We start from the raw sequence: 16446 nt of genomic DNA on the forward strand, positions 1-16446 counted from the left end.
TGGGCGCCCCGGCGTCCCTCGGCGGTCCCCGGCCCCGCCGCTACAGCGGGCGCAGTGATCCGGTGATGGCGGCGACGGTGTCCTCCGGGACGGCCTGGTCGCCCGCTGTATCGGTGTAGACGATGAGGGAGTACACGTCGTCGCCGGTCGGCGCGAGGACGGTCGCGACCGTCACCCGCGCCGCCTCCGGGTAGCACGGGCGCTCGGCGACCGCCGCCGTGGCCGTGGTGACGTGCCCCTCCAGGCCGTTGGCGGTGAAGGGCTCGGTCGCCCCGACCTCGACCTCGGCGGCCCCGCTGTCGTTGTCGTAGGCGGCCGACGCCCACTCTCCCGCGAGGAACCCGGAGAGTTCGGCGGTGTCCACGGCCTCGCCCGCGCCGGAGGTCCCGGCCATCCCCGGGGAGGGCGCGTAGTCGTAGCACGGCTCCTCGCGGGCGCCGAACTCGGCGGCCCCGCTCATGGCCACCCGCGGCGAGTAGCCGAACGGGGCGTCCGGGTCCTCCTCCTCGAACCCCGTGATGACCCCGGGGCTCAAGGCGAACCAGTCCGCCGGGACGTCGTAGGCGATACCGCGGTCCTCGACGGCGATGCCCTTCCACCCGTCGACGGAGGCCGCGGTCAGCGCCGCCTCGTCGTCGGCCGTGGGCGTCGACACCGGGACCGGGGTCTCCGACGGCGAGGCCGACGGCTCCGCGTCGGAGGCGGTCGGCAGGCCGGACGGGTCCAGGTTGCGGACGACCAGGACCGCGACCACCAGGGCGGCGACCGCGATCGCCCCGGTGACGATCCCGACGGCGACGGCGAGACCCCGCCCGCGCGGCGGCCGGGAGGGGACAGCGGGTGGCGGGGACTGCGGAGGAGGCCAAGTCACCCCGGTCAGACGCCACGGACCGGCCCCCCGGTTCCCCTCGTCGGCGCGGCTCCGGTGGCAGCGGGGGGCCCGCCGGCCGGCCCGCCGCGTTCACGCGGACGGGGCCGGTGTGGAGGTGGGGGTCCGGCCGGGCGCGGCGCGGCGGCCCGACCGTTGGTGGTGGGCCGGTCGGCGCGACGCGGGTGGTGGGTGGCCCCGGTCTCGCGGGGGCGGACGCGGAGTCGTCGCGGGCCGGGGCGGCACCGTCGTGGAGGTGTCGACATGGGGCGAGGGGCCGACCGACGCGGTCGCGGTGGTGGTCCGGCACGGTGCCGGCCCGGTCCTCGGCGGCGGCGGGTCCGGTCGGTGCGACGCCGGTGGTGTGCGCTCACCGGTCTCCGGCGGGCGGGCGCGGTGCCGTCGTGCAGCCGGGGTTCGCCCGGGCGGCACCGTTGCTCAGGGAAGAGGCCGTCGATGCGGCGGCGGACGCGGGCGGGCCACGGCGGGGCACGGGTGGAGTGTCCGGCAGTGGCGATTCGAGGCCGGCCGGCGCCGGGCGGGACCGTCGGTGGGAGCGGGGGAGGCGGGAGGCGCGAAGGGGCCGCCGGCCTCGCCTCCGCCCCACCGGCCCCGCCTTCGCCTTCGCGGACATGACATCTGTCATCGGCGCGGCGCGGAGTTGTCATCGCGGCGCCGGGAAGGACGCATCGCCGGGGCGTGACATCGCCGTCTACCAGGGCGGTCCGGGGCCCGCGAGAGTGTGGACATGACCTCGACACCACATGACACCACCGGCGCGGGACCGGCACGGGGGGCCGTGCGCGTACGCGCACGGGTGCGGCCCGCCCCCGCTCCGCTGCGGGTGTGGGGCACCGCTCTGGCCATCGGGGCCGCGGCCGCCGTGGCCGCCTACCTGCTGATGCCCGCCGGCGCCGCCCGCGCCGAGTTGACGGGCGACCCCGAGCTGACCGCGGCCGTCGCCGAGGCGATCGAGGGCCGCGAGGCCCAGGTGCAGGGGCTGTCCGTCACCGTCGTCGACGGTGACGAGACCCGCGCGGTCGTCGGTGGCACCGCCGACGGGACGGCCCCCATCACCGCCGACACCCCCTTCGAGACCGGATCGGTGTTCAAGGTCATGACCGCCATGACCCTCGCCGACATGGTCGAAACCGGGGACACCTCGCTCGACCGCACCCTCGGCGAGGTCTTCCCCGACGTCGCGTTCGCCTCCCCCGAGACGGCGTCCATCACCCTGGAGGAGCTGGCCACCCACCACTCCGGCCTGCCGCGCATGCCGCTGGAGACCGGCGGCGGCCTGGTGGAGGCCTTCACCTTGAAGGACCCCTACCGGGGCCTGCCCCCGCTGGAGGAGTCCCTCGCGTCCGCCGTCCCGCAGACGCGCGGCGAATGGGCCTACTCCAACTTCGGGTTCGCCGTCCTCGGCGAGGCGCTCGCCCGCGAGGCCGACACCCCCTACCCCGACCTGGTGCGGCAGCGGGTCCTCGCCCCCATCGGCATGGACGGGACGTTCATCCTCGGCGCCGGCACCGACGCCATCCCCGCCGGCGCCGCCCTGCCGCACAGCGAGGCCGGCGCCCGCGCCCAGCCGTGGCGGGCGGTGCCGTGGGCGCCCGCCGGCATCGGCACCTGGACCACCACCGCCGACATGGAGCGGTTCGTCCGCGCCGTCATCAGCGGGGACGCCCCGGGCGCCGCCGCCCTGGAACCCGTCCACGACGGCCCCGTTCCCGAGACCCGGCTCGGCCTGGCCTGGATGACCACCGACTTCGGCGACGGCGTCCGCCTGGTCCAGCACAGCGGCGGCACCTTCGGGTCCACCGCGTTCGTCGCCGTCCAGGACGACCGGGCGGTCATCGCCCTGTCCAACAGCATGCAGGTCGACACCGCCTACGTCGGGCCGCACGTCATGGGGGCGCCCGCCGTCGACTCCGTCGCCGAGGCCCCGCTCGCGGTCGCGCCCGGGACCGCACTGGCCATGACCCTGCCGCTCGTGCTGGTGCCCGCGCTGCTCCCGGTCGCGCTCATGGCCCGCCGCCGCACCCTCATCGGGCAGCGGCCCCTGGACCGGCTGCGCGTCGTCTCCATGCCGATCGGCGCCGCCGCCGTCCTCCTGGCGGCCCTGCGCACCGGGAGCTGGGTCTCCACCCCGCCCGTCGTGTGGGCGCTGGCGGTCGGGGCGGTCGCGGCGTCGGCCGCGGTCGGCGCCTGGTACTGGCCGCGCATCGCCGGCAACGCCGCCCGGTTCCGGTGGCTGCACGCGGCGCTGTTCGCCGTGTCGGTGGCCGCGTCGGTCGCGCTCGGCGGGGTGATGGTGGAGGCGCTGCTGGCCGCCGGCCGCTGACCCCCGCGAGGGTGGGGCGGGGCGGGCCCCGCCCCGCTCCCGTCAGCCCAGCCGCGCGCACACGTCGAGCAGCCGCTCCCGCAACGGGGCGGCCCGCTCGGCGAAGGACCGCTGCGCGGCGGTGTACTCGGCCTTGCCCTCGGGGGTCTCGATGCGCACCGGCGCGTACCCGTGGTCCGCCAGGTCGTAGGGGGAGGCGCGCATGTCCAGCTCCCGGACGTCGCGGGCCAACTCGAAGCAGTCCGCCACCAGCTCCCCCGGCACCGCCGGCCCCAGCTTGTACGCCCACTTGTAGAGGTCCATGGTGGCGTGCAGGCACCCGGGCTGGTCGAGCCCGACCTGGTCCTCCCGGGTCGGCCGCAGCCGGTTCAGCGGCCGGGCCTCCGGGGTGAAGAACCGGTAGGCGTCGAAGTGCGAGCAGCGGATGCGGTGCCGCTCCACGACCCGGTCGGTGCCCTCGGCCCCCAACCGCAGCGGGATCGACGCGTGCCGCACGTCGGACGGGTCGAGCCGGTACACCATCGCCCACTCGTGCAGCCCGAAGCAGCCCAGGTGCGGCGGACGGGCCGCGACCGCCCGCAGCAGCGACGCGACGAAGGCGATCGTGCGGCCCCGCTCGGCGGCGAACGCCGCGGTGTCCAGGGTGGCGCCGCGCACGGTCCGCCCGGCCGCGTCCACGGCGTCGACGTCGCGGTACCAGCGGGCGTCGGGCCGGTCCGCCGCCGCGGCGCCGGCCAGGACCGCGCCCACCCCCGGGTGCCACCGCCGCAGGTGGGCCGGCTTGTGGCTGTAGTAGGTGAACAGGAAGTCCTCGACCGGGTGGGCGACGCGCTCCGCGCGGCGGCGCAGATGGCCCGCCAGCAGCGCGTCGACGCGGGCGTGGTGGCGGGCTTCGCGGTCGCGCCAGGCGCCCGGGTCGAGCACGGGGCCGGGCGCCGCGCCGGTCGAGGTGTCCGTTCTCATCACCCTCCAGGGTAGGACGGGCGCGGGGCTGCCGCGGCGCGGGACCACCGTCGTCCACAGGCCGGGGAAACGGGTGGCGGGCACGTGCGCCGGGGTGCTCTCCTGGAGGTACGAGGAAGGCACCGCACCGGCATCCGCCCCGCGCCCCGCGCCACCGCCGATCGATCCCGGCCCTTCCCCTTCCGCACCGCCCGCGCCGCGCGGGCGGCCACCGCGTCGAAGGGCAGGCCCGTGTACCCCATCGTCATCACCGTGGTCGGCAACCTCACCCGCGACCCCGTCGTGCGGTTCCTCGCCGACGGCACCCCCATGTGCAGCTTCACCGTCGCCACCACGCCGCGGTTCTTCGAACCCGCGGCGGCGGCCTGGCGCGACTCCCGCCCGGTGTTCCTGCGCTGCTCGGCGTGGCGCCGCTACGCCGAGAACATCTCCGCCACCCTCGGGCGGGGCATGCGGGTCATCGTCACCGGCGAACTCCGCCGCCGCCGCTACACCACCCCCGAGGGCGCCCTGCGCTCCATCGCCGACCTCCGGGTGCACGAGGCCGCCCCGTCCCTGGCCTGGGCGGTGGCCCGGGTGGCGCGGCAGGCCCCCGGCGAACCCCCGCCCATGGCCCTGCCCGCGCCGGCCGTCCCCGGCCCGGGGCCGGCGCGGCCGCCCGCCCCGGCCGGCGCCGCCGGCGACCCGCCGTTCTAGGGGCGGGCCGGTGTCAGTTCGTGTGCTGGATCGGCAGGTGCCGGCCCAGGTAGCCGATGTAGATGCGGTTCGTCGTCTGGGGGCCCAGGTGGGGATAGAAGTACAGGCGGGGGCAGATCCCGTACTCCGTGTCGAGCTTGATGTGGGCGAACATCGGCACCTCGCCCCGGGGGTCCACCTCGGCGGGCACCTTGAACACCCGCTTCTCGCTGAGCTTGTCGCGGTTGCGCACGTGCTCGCTCTCCTGCGCGGCCAGCCGGCGCACCGGGATCGCCCGGTAGCCGTCGGGCGGCTCCCGCAGGTACGCGTGGAAGCTCAGGCCGCTCTCGGGGTGCTCCAGCTGGTAGCGGGCGTAGTCGTCCAGCGCCAGCAGCGCCTCCCAGGCGCGCGCCACCCACAGGTTCTCCTTGCGGCTGCCCGTCAGCTCCCGCACGGTGTCGCGGTCCTCGATCGTGAAGAACAGGTGCGGGAACCAGAAGTCGTCGGTGATCCGCTCCAGCAGGTCCTCCACCTTCTGCGGCGGCCGCTGCCGGGGGTCGGGCGGCACCTGCTCCGCCGCCAACCGGTACAGGCCCTCCTCGTGGATCCGCCCGCGCAGCCACGACAGCTCGTGGCGCGCCGCGTGCAGCGCCTCCCGCGCGGCGTCCAGCTCCTCGGTCAGCTCCGTCAGCTCCGCGGCCAGACGCTCGCGCTCGCGCGTCAGCTCCGTGGTGCGGGTCGTCAACCGCCGTGCCTCGGTGCCCAGCCGCTTGGCCTCCAGCGCCTTGTCCGACAGCCGACCCTTCAGCAGCATCACGATCTCGGTCACCTGCGGCGACGCCGACATCAGCGGTGTGGGCCGCGACGGCACCGTGGGGTCGGAGTCCTCCTCCTCCTGGATGAACACATCGATCTCCTCCTCGTTGAGGAGCGAGTCGATGTCGCGCAGGGCCGGCGGCAGCGGCGAGTCCAGGGCGTTGTCGCGCACCGACCGCGCCAGCGCCAGGCTCACCCACGCGCGCACCCGGGCGCCGTCGCGCGCGGAGTCCAGGGTGTGGGCGCTCATCCGCGGGTGGCGCAGCGCGTCGGAGGCGTCGCTGAACACCACGCGCGGCAGGAACGTCCGCACCCCGCCGTGCGGCACGTCGAACCCGTGCGGCAGCAGCGCGTCCACCTGCTCCTGCGCCGCGGCGTCGAGCACGTACCCCGCGCACATGCCGGTCGACCGCGACAGCACGCCCGCCATGGTGTCGCGCCACCCGGCCACGGTCATGTCGGCCGGCGGCGTGCACACCACCACCGCCAGATGGCGGTCGGGGTCGCCGATCGAGTCGATCAGCGCCTGCACGGCGCCGTCCTCCTTGCCGCGCACGATCAGCGGCTCGGCCGGCAGCCGGTGCCCGCCGTCGAACCCCGGGACCGCGTCGAGCAGCATGCGCACCGCGTCGGGCGGGGCGATGTCGAGCCGCTCGTTGCTCACCAGGTCGCTGCGCGGATCGGCGGTCATGTCGATCCAGATGTAGCGGTGGGCCAGCCGCTGCGGGTCCGACACCGCGGTCACCGTGGTGCGCCACACCCCGTCGGCCTTGTCCGACTCCGTGGTCAGCCTGAGGAAGCTGATGTCCTCATCGCGGTTGTCGTGGCGCAGCACCATGGCGCGCGACCGCTTACTGAGCTCATAGGCGCCGGAATGGGTGAACGACACCCGGGCGCCCGCGGTGCCCCTCCTGCTCAGCCATTCCGAGAGGACATGGGTGGTCGAGGCGATCACATCGTGGTCCTGGGGGACGGTGACGATGCTGCGGTAGACGAGGGACACTCCTGCTCTCCCGGTGGGTCACGAGATCCGGAGGGCCTCGGAGCGGTCTGGCCTGGGATGTGGTCGACGGCCCTCATCGACCACTGTGGCCTAACCCGGGCGGATTCGCCAGACGCGATCGAGGACCGGGGGTTGGTCGCCGGGCCGCCGCTCACCTCCGCCGGGGCGGTACCCGCCGGCGAACCGCCCCGCCGCGGGTCGGCCCCGCGGCGGGACGGCGCACCCAAGCGCCAGGTCAGGGCATCAGCAGGTGCCGGCCCAGGTGCACTCCAGCTCCGACTCCGACTCCGGCGCCTGCTGGCGCAGGGTCGACACCGACGGCGCCGCGGCCACATCGGTCCGCGAGAACTCCGCGAGCCGCACCGCGATGGCGTCCTGGACGGCGCGCGGCGCCGCCCCGGTGTAGTCGTTGTTGATCACCGCGAACGCCAGCTCCTCGCCGTCGGCGGTGGTCACGTACCCCGACAGGGCCGAGGCCCCGGTCAGCGACCCCGTCTTGGCGTGCACGTTGCCCTCGGCGGCGGTGCCGTTCATGCGGTTGGCGAGCGTGCCGCCCACCAGGCGGTCCTCGGCCCCGGCCACCGGCAGCGACGCGTACCAGGCGTCGTGCCACGGCTCGTCGCGCGTGGCCTCCAGCACATCGATCATCGTCGACGCGGCCGACACGTTGCCGTGCGACAGCCCCGACCCGTCCACCAGGTCGGTCGCGCCGTGATCCGCGCCGATCCGGTCCAGGGCCGGCCCCACCTGCGCCAGCCCGGCCGCCCAGCTGCCCTCGCCGGTGGTCTCGGCGCCCATGGCCTTGACCAGGATCTCGGCGTGCATGTTGTTCGACAGCTTCATGAACGGTACGAGCAGCTCGTCCAGCTCCATGGACTCCCGGTCGGCCACCTCCTCGGTGTCGCGCGGCACGGCGCCGCGCTCGATGTCACCGTGGATCTTCACCCCGTGGTCGGCCAGCGCGTCCGCGAACAGGTGGACCGCGTGGGCGGTGGGGTCGTCGACCGTGCGCAGGGTGGTCACCTCGGACCCGCCGGTGGGCAGCGAGCCCGTCGCCGTGAAGTCGTTGGTGCCGTCCGCGCGGGTGATGGCGAACGACCCGGTGCTGTCGGCGGCGCCCGTGGTCACCTGGTTGTCCAGGGCCAGGTTGTCCGTCATCGGGTCGAGCTCCACCGCGGCGGGGTCGCCCTCGGCGGCCCCCGGGACGGCGCTGACGTTGACCACCCCGGTGTCCAGGTCGTCGTTGGCCGCCACGGTCAGGGCCGAGATCTGCGCCGCGTAGTAGTACGGCGCGTCGGTGGGGTCCCAGGCGGCGTTGTAGCGGTCGTCGTCGAACCAGGTGTCGTCGGCCACCAGGTCGCCGGTCACCTCGGTCACGCCCTCCGCCGCCACCTCGGCGGCCAGGGCGTCGAACGCCTCGGGCGTGAGGCCCGGGTCGCCCGTTCCGGCGAGGTAGAGGTCGCCCTTGACCGTGCCGCGGACCGGGTCGCGGTCGGCCGCCACCGTGGTCTCGAACTGATAGTCGGGGCCCAGCACCTCCAGTGCCGCGGCCGACGTCAGCAGTTTCACGTTGGACGCCGGGACCACGGGGGTGTCGGCCTCGGCGGAGTACAGCACATCGCCTTCGGTGAGGCTCCGCACCACCACGCCCGACAGCGCCCCCTCCAGCGCGGGGTCGGCCAGCAGGGCGTCGATGTCGGCCCGGAGGTCGGCTGCGCCGTCGGCGGTGTCGGCGGCCGCCGGGGCGGCCAGAGGCGAGACCAGCGCGGCCGCCGAGACGACGGTGAACGCCAGCCTCCGCAGCCCGGGTCTCGGTCTTTCGGGAGCCAACAGCAGCTCCTTTCCTCGTGGGACGGTCGAGAGCGGGAACGCCGCGCAGGCAGACGTTTCCGAGCCGCAATCTACACCGTGCGCGTTCACGCCGACCCGGCCCGTGGTGGCCGAACCCGTGGTCCGGGTGGAGACGGCAGCCTTGTGACGCTAGTCTCATCGGACGCGCTTATCCCCCTGACCACAGCGTTCGTGAGGCCGAGGATGACGGATCAAGACGGCGGCGCCTCCGGCGCGTGCCCCTGGCACGCCGAGGCCGTGCCGCTCTACGAGACGGTGAACGAGCCCGACCGCAACCGGGTCTGGGACGCCCTGCGCTCCCGGTTCGGGCAGGTCGCGCCGGTACTGCTCGAACCCGACCTGCCCGCATGGCTGCTCCTCGGCTACGAGGAGAACCTGGAGGTCATGCGCGACTGGGGCACCTATTCGCGGGACACCCGGCGCTGGAACGAGATCCGCGACGGCCGCCGCAAACTCGACGCCGGGCTGCGCCCCGCCATGGGCTACCGCGCCAGCGCCCTCTACGCCGACGGCGCCGAGCACGCCCGGCTGCTCGCCCCCATCACCGACGCGCTGGGGCGGCTCACCGACACCCGCATCCGCACCGACATCACCGAGGCCGCCGACCGCCTCATCGACGACTTCTGCGCCGAGGGCCGCGCCGACCTGGTGGCCGACTACGCCGACCTGCTGCCGGCCCTGCTCATGAACCGGTTCTTCGGCCTGGAGGACACCTACGGCTACGTGCTGGGCGAGCTGTCCGGCATCATCTGGACCGCCGACGGCGCGCGCGGCGCCGACGCCGTCGTGCAGCTCCGCAACTACTTCGCCGGCCTGGTCCAGCACAAGCGCGCCCACCCCGGGCCCGACCTCACCAGCTGGATGATGGCCCACCCCACCGGGCTGACCGACGCCGAGGTCATCGACCAGCTCGTGCTGCTGTCGGGCGCGGCGCAGGAACCCACCGCCAACCTGCTCGGCAACGTGCTCCGGGAACTGCTCACCGACCCCGAGATCGCCCGTGAGTACGCCAGCGGCGGGCTGCTGCTCGACGAGATCGTCAACCACGTCATCTGGACCGAGCCGCCCATGCAGGTGCTCTCGGCGCGCTTCCCCACCCGGGACGTCGTCATCGACGGCACCCCCGTCGCCGAGGGCGAACCGCTGCTACTGGGCTTCGCGCCCGCCCACGCCGACCCCCGGCTGGGCCGCCCCGACGACGACTCCGGGTCGCCGCTGCCCTCCGGGCACAACAGCGCCCACCTCACCTGGGGGGCGGGCGAACACCGCTGCCCGGCGCAGTCGCTGGCCCGGCAGATCGTGGGCATCGGCATCGAGCGGTTGCTCGACCGGCTGTCCGGCGTCCGGCTCGCCGTCGACGCCGCCGAACTCCGGTGGCGCCCCGAACTGATGTCACGCGGGCTGGCCGAGCTGCCCATCGAGTTCACCCCCGTCGACCCGCCGGTCCGGCACGTCGAGCGGCCGGTCGGACCCGACGACGGCCCGGCCGAACCCGAACCCGAACCCAACGACCTGCTGCACCGCGTCATGCGGTGGTGGCAGGGCAGCGGGCGGCGCCGCCGCCCCTGACCGCCGCGCCCCTGACCGCCACCCCGCGCCCGGCCGGCCGCGGCCGCGCCGGTTCGGCCATACCGTCCGCCGCCGTGCGCCGAACTGGACAACGACGGTTCCGGGCGCGGGCACTAGCGTCGCAGCCATGTCTACGCGTCCGTTTTGGCTGGCCGGAAATGCCGCGACCGGCGACAGCGAGCTGGTGGTGACCAACCCCTACACCGGGGAGACCGCGGGGACCGTCGCGGTGCCCTCGGTGGAGCAGATCGAGGAGGCGGTGGCCGCCGCGGACGCCGCCGCCCCCATCGTCGCGGCCCTGCCGGCGCACGTCCGCGCCGAGGCCCTGGCGCACGTCTCGCGCCGCCTGGCCGAGCGCACCGACGAGATCGCCGGCCTCATCACCGCCGAGAGCGGCAAGCCCATCACCTGGGCCCGCGGCGAGGTCGGCCGCGCCGTGTCGGTGTTCCGCTGGGCCGCCGAGGAGGCCCGCCGCGACAGCGGCGACCTCCAGCGCCTCGACACCGACCCCGCCGGCACCGGCCGGATCGCCCTGGTGCGGCGCGTCCCGCAGGGGCCGGTCCTCGGCATCTCCCCGTTCAACTTCCCGCTGAACCTGGTGGCCCACAAGATCGCCCCCGCGGTCGCCGTGGGCGCGCCCATCATCCTCAAGCCCGCCCCCGCCACGCCCATGACCGCGCTGGTGCTCGGCGAGATCCTCGCCGAGACGGACCTGCCGGCGGGCGCGGTGTCGGTGCTGCCGATGCCCAACGACCGCGCCGCGTCCCTCATCACCGACCCCCGGCTGCCGGTCATCTCCTTCACCGGCGGCCAGTTCGGGTGGGAGCTGCAGCGCCGGGCCCCGCACAAGCACGTCACCCTGGAACTCGGCGGCAACGCCGCCGCGGTCGTCCTGCCCGACGCCGACCTCGACTGGGCGGCCCGCCGTGTCGCCCTGTTCGGCAATAACCAGGGCGGCCAGGTCTGCATCGGCGTGCAGCGGGTGATCGTCGACGACCTGGTGTACGACGAGTTCGTCGGCGAGCTGGTGCGCCGGGTGCGTGAACTCCGTACCGGCGACCCCGCCGACCCGGCCACCGAGGTCGGGCCGCTCATCGACGAGACCGCCGCGGTCCGCGTCGAGGCGTGGGTGCGCGAGGCGGTCGACGCCGGCGCGACCCTGCTCACCGGGGGTACGCGCGACGGCGTCTCGGTGGAGCCGGCCGTCCTGGCCGACGTCCCCGACGACGCCCGCGTCGTCCGCGAGGAGGTGTTCGGCCCGGTGCTGGTGGTGCAGCGCGCGAAGGGGGTCGACGACGCGTTCGCGAAGGTCAACGACAGCGACTTCGGCCTGCAGGCGGGGGTGTTCACCCGCGACCTGGAGGTGGCGTTCCGGGCGCACCGGGAACTCCAGGTGGGGGGCGTGGTCATCGGGGACGTCCCGTCGTTCCGCGCTGACCAGATGCCCTACGGCGGGGTGAAGAAGTCCGGCACCGGCAAGGAGGGGGTCGCCGCGGCGATGCGGGACCTCACCTACGAGCGGGTGCTGGTACTGACCGGGGTCCAGCTCTGAGCGGACGCCGGCACGCGGCGGGCCGGGGAGGCGCCCCTTCCCGGCCCGTTCCCCTTCCCGGGCCGGCCGGCGCCGCGGCCCACCGGGCCGGGCGCCGGGGCCCGGGCGGCGCCTACAGCGCCACCGCGCGGTCGTAGAGCTCCCGGGCGGCGTCGCCCAGGGTGGGCCCGTACTGGGTGCGGGAGTCGTCGGCGTACTTGAAGCTGACGACCGAGGTGACCGTGCCGGTGCCCGACGCGGTGTCGAAGTCGGACAGCCACGGGCCCCCGCTGGACCCCTCGGTCATGGAGCACCGCATGCCGTTGGCGGTGGTGCCCCCGGTGTCAGGGGTGGTGCCGCCGGAGCAGTAGTGCAGGTGGCGGCCGTTGTAGCCGCCGGACGACGGGTACCCGAACGCGTACGTGGGGTCGCCGGGGGTGCGGTCGAACGCGATCCGCTGCGACCCGGTGCGGTCCTGCACGTGCTTGCCGTCGGCGGTGTTCAGCACGGCCATGCCGAAGTCGAAGCTGTCGTCGGCGTCGCGGGACCACTCGGGAGCCACGAGGAGCTTGCGGGCGGTGTAGCGGCCGTAGGGTTCGGCGCCGTCGTCGTAGCCGGGCACGAACGTCCAGTTCGTCCCCCAGGAGCCGGTGCCGTCCTTGAGGCAGTGCGCGGCGGTGACCACGGTGTCCTTGTTCCGGGCGGACACCACGGAGGCCGAGCAGGTGAAGTCGCGGCCGTCCATGGTGAGGAACACCCGGCCGGTGGTCCGGGCGACCTTGCCGCCGCCGGTCCAGCGCTCGCCCGTGCTGTCGGGGCGCGGCGCGGCCTGGGAGCGCGTGGGGTCGGCGGGGGCGAGGGAGTCGAGGACGCCGCCGAGCAGGCGGCCGACGGGTTCGGCGTCGGCCATCCGCTGCGGGGTCCAGTAGGCGAGGACGTCGCTCTGGTCGTCGGCCCCTGCGGCGGTGTGCACGATCGCGTCGGAGGGCGTGGAGGCGGGGGGCGCGGCCGGCCCGGGCGCGGCGACGGCGGACGGCGCGCCCACCAGCGCGGCCGCCATCAGGGCCAGTGGGCCGAGGAGTGTGCGGGCGAGAGTCATGGCGAGATCATGCCATACTTTGCGTCACCGAATGACTACTTTATGTGCGCGCCGCAATGCCCGTCGCCCGCCCCACGTCGCCGGTCGGCCCACCCTCGCACGTCGCGCATCGGGCACCGGCGGTGCGGCTCGCCGGCCCGAGATCCCCGGCCGGGCCAGTGGGCTCCCGCGTGTCGACGGTCGTCCTATGGGGGTGGATCGGTCACGGGTCGTCCGGGGCCGCGGCGACGGGCGCAGGGGGGCGCCGCCCTGGATCGGCGCAGCGGGCGCGAGGGCGCCTGGAATCCTCTGCTGCCGACCGGCCCCGCCCCCTGGAAGCGGTGCCATGATCGACCCGCTGCTCGAAATGCGGCCCCGTCCGCATCGGCCCCTACCGGCTCCACGCACGCCTGGGTGGCGGCGGCATGGGACAGGTGTTCCTGGGGCGTTCCTCGGGCGGGCGCACCGTCCGGACGCCGACGGCCGGAGTGCGCCGGCCGTCGGGGGGCGTCGCTACGGGGGATAGGGGAGGCCGCCGCCCGGCCGGTGGCCGCCGGGTCCGCGTGCGCGCCACGGCCGGAGCGCGTGCCAGGCGGCGACGTAGCAGGCCAGTGCCCCCGCGCCGCCCTGCATCCCGCCCAGCACCAGGCAGCGGACCAGGTCGTAACCGCTCACGGCGGCGCGCGGCGTCGCCGCGAGCAGCGCGGCGCCCGCGATCGCGCACACGACCACGGCGGCCGCGACGGCGGCCCGGACCCGGGGCGGCAGCCCCGGCGGGGCGGTCGGCTCCGGGCGGGCCGACCGCAGGCGCAGCACGGCCCATCCGGCGACGGCGGCCAGCCCGAGCACCGAACTCGCGTACATGACGACGTTGAACAGGCGGTGCGGCGGCGCGACCATCGTCCACAGCAGCGGCCACGACCGGACGGCCGCGCCGTCCACCTGCGTGAACGCGTCCCACACCAGGTGGGTGAGGATGCCGACCACCAGGGCCGCCGCCACCAGCAGGGCCCGCCGGGCGGTCAGTGGCGGCGGTTCGGCCGTCAGGCGCGACCGGACCCGGTCGGGGGCCAGCGCCGCCACCGGCGCGTGGACGCCCCAGCGCAGCACGGCGAGCATCCCGGCCCCGGCCAGGACGCCGATCGGCAGTCCGGGCGGGCCGTGCGTCGTGTGCGACGACAGCGGCAGCGGCAGGTAGTAGGGCAGGTCGGGCACGACCGCCCCGACGGCGAGCGCCGCCGTCGGCAGCGGGCTCCGCGCCAGCGGCAGCACCGCCGCGACGTGGCTGACGGTGAAGGGCACGCCGGCCAGTATCCCCCTCGCCGCGCGGCGCCGGGCCGGGGCCGGGCGGCGAGGGCCGACCCTCAGGGGACGAGCCAGGCCCCGTCGCGGATCAGGTCCCGCTCCGGGAGTTCGTCCACCTCGCGCCACGCCTGGAGGCGGTCCGGGTGGACGCGGAAGTAGAGGTAGGGGCTCCGTGACGCGCGCGGATCGAAGCCGGTCGCCGTGGCGAAGGCGTCGCCGAGGTCGGCCGGGATCTCCTCGGCCGGGAACGACGTGACGGTGCCCTCGATGAGGACGACGTCGCGGGTCGGGCCGACGCCGACGCGCACCCGGCCGGTGGCCAGCAGGTTGCGGGCGGTGGGGGAGGCCGCCGCGGTCGAGAGCAGGAGCGTTCCGCCCTCCCACAGGAACGACAGCGGCACCAGGTAGGGGGTCCCGTCGGCCGGGTCGGCGGTGGCGACCCACGCGTCGACGTCGGTCGTGAGGCGGCGCAGGGTGTCCTCCCTGCGCTGGAGCCGGGTACGGGGCGGTGGTGCCATGGCGGAGCGTCCTCTCTCATCGGGCGGCCGCGGCCCCGAACGCCGCCGCGCGCCGCAGCCCGGACGATTCTGCCCGAGGACGGCGACGCCGGGACACCGGAGGCGCGTTGGCGTCTCGCTGCGGACCCGCTCATCGCGGCTCACGCCGACCCGGCAGGCCCCTCTCCTGGCGACCGGTCGCCACCTCGTTGCAGCAGAGGCGGGAGACGACCCGCCCCCGGCTGCCGGTGACGTCGGGGCCGACGAGCGTGCGGGGCGTGCGGCCGCGCGGGGGCGTGGTGCTACCGTGCGGGCATGAGATGACCTCCGCCCGGCGACCGCGCTCGGGCACCGCCTCGGCTCCTCCGTGCCGATCCCGAACCACCACCCACGGAGGAGACCGCATGCCCACGTCGACACCCTTCGGTGTCCCCGCCGCCCTGGCGGCGTCCCACACCGGCGACCCCGCCGGCCGCGCCTGGATCGCCGCGCTGCCCCGGCTCGTCACCGACACCCTCGGCCGGTGGGACCTGCGCCCCGACGGCCCCGCCGCGCACGGCCAGGCCGGCGTCGCCCTGCCCGTGCGGCGCGCCGACGGCACACCCGCCGTGCTCAAGCTCCAGCGCCCCACGCCCGAAGGCGCCGACACCGCTGTCGGCCTGCGCACCTGGAACGGGGCGGGCGCGGTGCTGCTGCTCGACCACGACCCGGAGAGCAACGCGCTGCTGCTGGAGCGCCTCGACGCCGACCGTCCGCTGTCGTCCCTCCCGGACGCTGACACCGCCCTCACCGTCCTGGCCGGGCTGCTCGCGCGGTTGACCGCCGTCCCCGCGCCGCCGGGCGTGCGCCGCCTCGGCGACATCGCAGCCGCCATGCTCGCCGAGGTCCCGCGCGAGGTACCGCTGCGCGCCGAGTCCGAACGCCGCCTGGTCCGCACCTGCGCGGCGGCCGTCGCAGAGGTCGCCGCCGACGGGTGCGGCGACCGCCTGCTGCACTGGGACCTGCACGAGGACAACGTCCTGGCCGGGGACCGCGAACCCTGGCTGGCGATCGACCCCGAACCGCTGGCCGGCGACCCCGGGTTCGACCTCTGGCCCGCACTGGAGGGCCGATGGGCGGAGCCGCGGTCGGGCGGCGACGTCCGCCGCGGGATTTTGCGCCGGTTCGACCTGCTGACCGACGCACTGGGCCTGGACCGCCGCCGCGCCACCGCCTGGACGCTGGGCCGGATCCTGCAGAACGCGCTGTGGACCATTGCCGACGGTGAGGACGAACTGGACGGGACGGACATCGCGATCGCGGACGCACTCCTCTCCCGGGAACCGAGGACACCGCGCTGACGGGTGCTCCGCCGGTGGGCGGCCGGGCCGCCGGGGTGCGGCCGCCCACCGGGCCCGGCGCGGTGCGTCGGCCCCGGCCGCGGGCCTCCCGTACCCGTGGGCCGGCCGCGCCGGCCGGGGCTCGGGCGGACCGGCCGACCCGGGTCGTGTCGGGGGCCGGGTGCGGGCGGGGGTACGTAGGATTCCGGCATGTCCTTCCACAGCTTCGAACAGGCCGCCGGGGCGCAGCGCGCGCACGTGGGGACGTGGGGGAGCGCCCGTGAGGCCGCCGCCTGGCTGAAGGACCGCTCCGAGCGGATCGACGAGGCCGACCTGTACATGGCGAACCCCGTCGCGCGCGCCTACTTCGCCGAACTCCGCCTCAACGCGGGCCAGGCGGTGACGTGGACGGTGGGCAACGGACCGAACACCCGGTACCTGACGGTGGAGCCCGCCACCCCGCCGGGCCGCCACCAGGCTCCCGCGCCCGCCGCCGGGTAGTGCGCCGCCGGGCGGACCGGGCGGCCCCCGCTCTGGTGTCCGACCTCCGGTGCCCGGCCCCGCTGACGGTGCCGGGCGAGGGGCGCCGCCGGCAGGCGGGGCGGCGCCGGGGGGTGGGGGCGCGGA

At 75.8% G+C, this 16446-nt stretch carries 13 protein-coding genes; 6 read left to right on the forward strand and 7 right to left on the reverse strand.

Annotated elements, in window-relative coordinates:
- Positions 1-40: 40 nt before the first annotated feature.
- Positions 41-871 (reverse strand): hypothetical protein, encoded by an 831-nt coding sequence (locus NT8_RS20900; RefSeq protein WP_157515913.1) that lies wholly within the window; start codon positions 869-871, stop codon positions 41-43.
- A 796-nt stretch (positions 872-1667) separates the two neighbouring features.
- Between NT8_RS20900 and NT8_RS20905 the strand changes: the two genes are divergently transcribed.
- Entirely contained in the window at positions 1668-3212 is a 1545-nt protein-coding gene (locus NT8_RS20905) for a serine hydrolase domain-containing protein (protein ID WP_169805238.1), read from the forward strand.
- A gap of 42 nt (positions 3213-3254) precedes the next feature.
- Here the strand turns inward: NT8_RS20905 and NT8_RS20910 are convergent, their stop codons facing one another.
- Positions 3255-4175, reverse strand: a complete 921-nt coding sequence (locus NT8_RS20910; RefSeq protein ID WP_067972370.1) for a 3-methyladenine DNA glycosylase — start codon at positions 4173-4175, stop codon at positions 3255-3257.
- Between the two features lie 231 nt (positions 4176-4406).
- Here NT8_RS20910 and ssb point away from each other — a divergent pair, with 231 nt between their 5' ends.
- Complete coding sequence (gene ssb, locus NT8_RS28875) at positions 4407-4871, forward strand: single-stranded DNA-binding protein (RefSeq protein WP_169805239.1); 465 nt, start codon at positions 4407-4409, stop codon at positions 4869-4871.
- A gap of 13 nt (positions 4872-4884) precedes the next feature.
- On the opposite strand, the gene NT8_RS20920 is transcribed toward ssb, so the two are convergent.
- Together NT8_RS20920 and dacB are read right to left on the reverse strand one after the other, a co-directional pair.
- Positions 4885-6669 carry a hypothetical protein gene (locus NT8_RS20920; RefSeq protein ID WP_067972374.1) on the reverse strand — a complete coding sequence of 595 codons (1785 nt, stop codon included), beginning with the start codon at positions 6667-6669 and terminating at the stop codon, positions 4885-4887.
- A 243-nt stretch (positions 6670-6912) separates the two neighbouring features.
- Positions 6913-8499 (reverse strand): D-alanyl-D-alanine carboxypeptidase/D-alanyl-D-alanine endopeptidase, encoded by a 1587-nt coding sequence (gene dacB / locus NT8_RS20925; protein WP_067972377.1) that lies wholly within the window; start codon positions 8497-8499, stop codon positions 6913-6915.
- A 204-nt stretch (positions 8500-8703) separates the two neighbouring features.
- On the opposite strand from dacB, the gene NT8_RS20930 reads away from it, so the two are divergent.
- Both NT8_RS20930 and NT8_RS20935 read left to right on the forward strand, forming a co-directional pair.
- Complete coding sequence (locus tag NT8_RS20930) at positions 8704-10089, forward strand: cytochrome P450 family protein (RefSeq protein ID WP_067972379.1); 1386 nt, start codon at positions 8704-8706, stop codon at positions 10087-10089.
- A 127-nt stretch (positions 10090-10216) separates the two neighbouring features.
- Positions 10217-11641, forward strand: a complete 1425-nt coding sequence (locus NT8_RS20935) for an aldehyde dehydrogenase family protein (RefSeq protein WP_067972382.1) — start codon at positions 10217-10219, stop codon at positions 11639-11641.
- Between the two features lie 112 nt (positions 11642-11753).
- Here the strand turns inward: NT8_RS20935 and NT8_RS20940 are convergent, their stop codons facing one another.
- From NT8_RS20940 to NT8_RS20950, 3 genes are all read right to left on the reverse strand, one after another.
- Positions 11754-12719, reverse strand: a complete 966-nt coding sequence (locus tag NT8_RS20940; RefSeq protein ID WP_084469148.1) for a trypsin-like serine peptidase — start codon at positions 12717-12719, stop codon at positions 11754-11756.
- Positions 12720-13211: 492 nt separating this feature from the next.
- Positions 13212-14000, reverse strand: a complete 789-nt coding sequence (locus tag NT8_RS20945; RefSeq protein WP_067972385.1) for a DUF4184 family protein — start codon at positions 13998-14000, stop codon at positions 13212-13214.
- A 62-nt stretch (positions 14001-14062) separates the two neighbouring features.
- Positions 14063-14521, reverse strand: coding sequence for a pyridoxamine 5'-phosphate oxidase family protein (locus NT8_RS20950; RefSeq protein WP_067972388.1), 459 nt, complete (start codon positions 14519-14521; stop codon positions 14063-14065).
- A gap of 383 nt (positions 14522-14904) precedes the next feature.
- Here NT8_RS20950 and NT8_RS20955 point away from each other — a divergent pair, with 383 nt between their 5' ends.
- Entirely contained in the window at positions 14905-15840 is a 936-nt protein-coding gene (locus NT8_RS20955; protein WP_067972391.1) for an aminoglycoside phosphotransferase family protein, read from the forward strand.
- Between the two features lie 189 nt (positions 15841-16029).
- Positions 16030-16320, forward strand: a complete 291-nt coding sequence (locus NT8_RS20960) for a hypothetical protein (RefSeq protein ID WP_067972393.1) — start codon at positions 16030-16032, stop codon at positions 16318-16320.
- Positions 16321-16446 lie beyond the last annotated feature (126 nt).

This window comes from Nocardiopsis trehalosi NBRC 14201, from assembly GCF_001552555.1.
Classification (GTDB): domain Bacteria; phylum Actinomycetota; class Actinomycetes; order Streptosporangiales; family Streptosporangiaceae; genus Nocardiopsis_B; species Nocardiopsis_B trehalosi.